Origin of the sequence: Phocaeicola sp. RTP21198st1_B8_RTP21198_201120, from assembly GCF_040929485.1 — a bacterium.
Lineage (GTDB): Bacteria > Bacteroidota > Bacteroidia > Bacteroidales > Bacteroidaceae > Phocaeicola > Phocaeicola dorei.
The window spans coordinates 1-1401 of record NZ_JBCOCI010000351.1; the positions used below are offsets into that span (position 1 = coordinate 1).

The 1401-nt window shown below is 48.5% G+C and carries 2 pseudogenes; both read right to left on the reverse strand.

Going from position 1 to position 1401, the window contains the following annotated elements:
- A pseudogene (locus AB5935_RS26195) lies at window positions 1–277 on the reverse strand (DUF4838 domain-containing protein); the annotation flags it as partial.
- Window positions 252–1401 (reverse strand): annotated as a pseudogene (locus AB5935_RS26200) (hypothetical protein); the annotation flags it as partial. The pseudogenes AB5935_RS26195 and AB5935_RS26200, both read right to left, overlap by 26 nt.

Consider the following 1401-nt stretch of genomic DNA (forward strand, 5'->3'; position numbering starts at 1 on the left):
CTATCTGTATGATGATACGCCACATATCCATCTCGGAGACACCGAAAGCGACCATTTCATCGTCGTTTGCACGTTTCTTGAGGTGCTCGTACAGGTATTTGGCCCATCGGGTATCTCTGTCCGTCGGATCTTCGCCGATTGTGATGAGGTATCCTTCTTTAGATGGGAACATCTCCGTGCGTGCCTGCATGCGGCAGCCGGATAAAAGGCAGCAAATACATATCATTCCTGCCAATATGGGGCAAAGCGTGTCAGAATGAAATATAGACTTGTGCATAGATGTTATATAAGTTTTTATAGCGTGTCGATATGGATTCTATCGGGTTGAGCGGACTGCTCCCTCGCACGGTGTTGGTCTGGTTATAATAGGTATTCCAGGTACCCATCAGACCTATGGTAATATTAGGACTGACCATGTATTGGCCTCCCAGTCCTACCATTGTATTGGTGTGTGAGAAAGAGCCGGGCAGCGCGTAATCCAATACAGCCGTTTCCGGGGCCGATCCAATACTTGCCATGGCGTTGATATTTGTCTTTCCGTCATTAGCCGGAAAGTATTTGGCACCAATCTGTGCATTGTAGTAGAAGTTGGAATTGAAGAAATGCATATCTATCTTCGTGTTGAGGCGAACGACTTCGATAGTTTTGGCTAATTCTCCGCCTACGGTGAGCAGGTTGGTCTTTGACTCATTCCAGCCGGTAAATAGATAACCGTTATCTCCGGTGCCTCCTGCAAAGAATTCGTCGTTCCATTCATAACGTTTCGTATAGGCAGCTACACGTCTGTATCCCACATGTGCTCCTATTTCCCAGTCATTCTTGAGATAATGCCGTACGGCAACATCGGCGGTAATATCCGGGAAGTATTTGGTAGCAAAGGCGGCATTGACCGTAGTGCTCCACTTCGGTGAGAAGTGGTGCGTCCATTCTCCCTGTACCTGGATGCCGACCCCTCCCGGTGTCTGTTCTTCAGCCTCCATGCTGTCGCTTGCCGAGCCGCTTCGTCCTGCATAGTTGAGACGTCCCGTGTAGCTGTTCTTCTGGCCTTTTCGGGTGTATTCGGCGGTGGCAACGGAGGTAATGATGTCTTCTTCTCCGTAGCGTGCACGCAGGTAGGTCAAAGCGATCTCACTCTTGAGCATCATGCTTCTAAGGCCCGATAAGTGCCGTTGGAAAGAACGGTATTCCATGATGGAAGGCTCGTAATACTTTTGATAATAATAGGCTGAATCCGCTTGTCTGTTGGCTTCATATACCACGCCTTTGGTGTATTTCAATGACTTGTTCTGGCTGTCGTAAAGCAAAGCTGTATCAAGAACAGCGAGCGTTTTTTCGGGTTCTTTCGCCTTTGTCAGTTGCAGGGCCCGATATTCGCTGCTTTGTGAGAATGCGCCTATAATC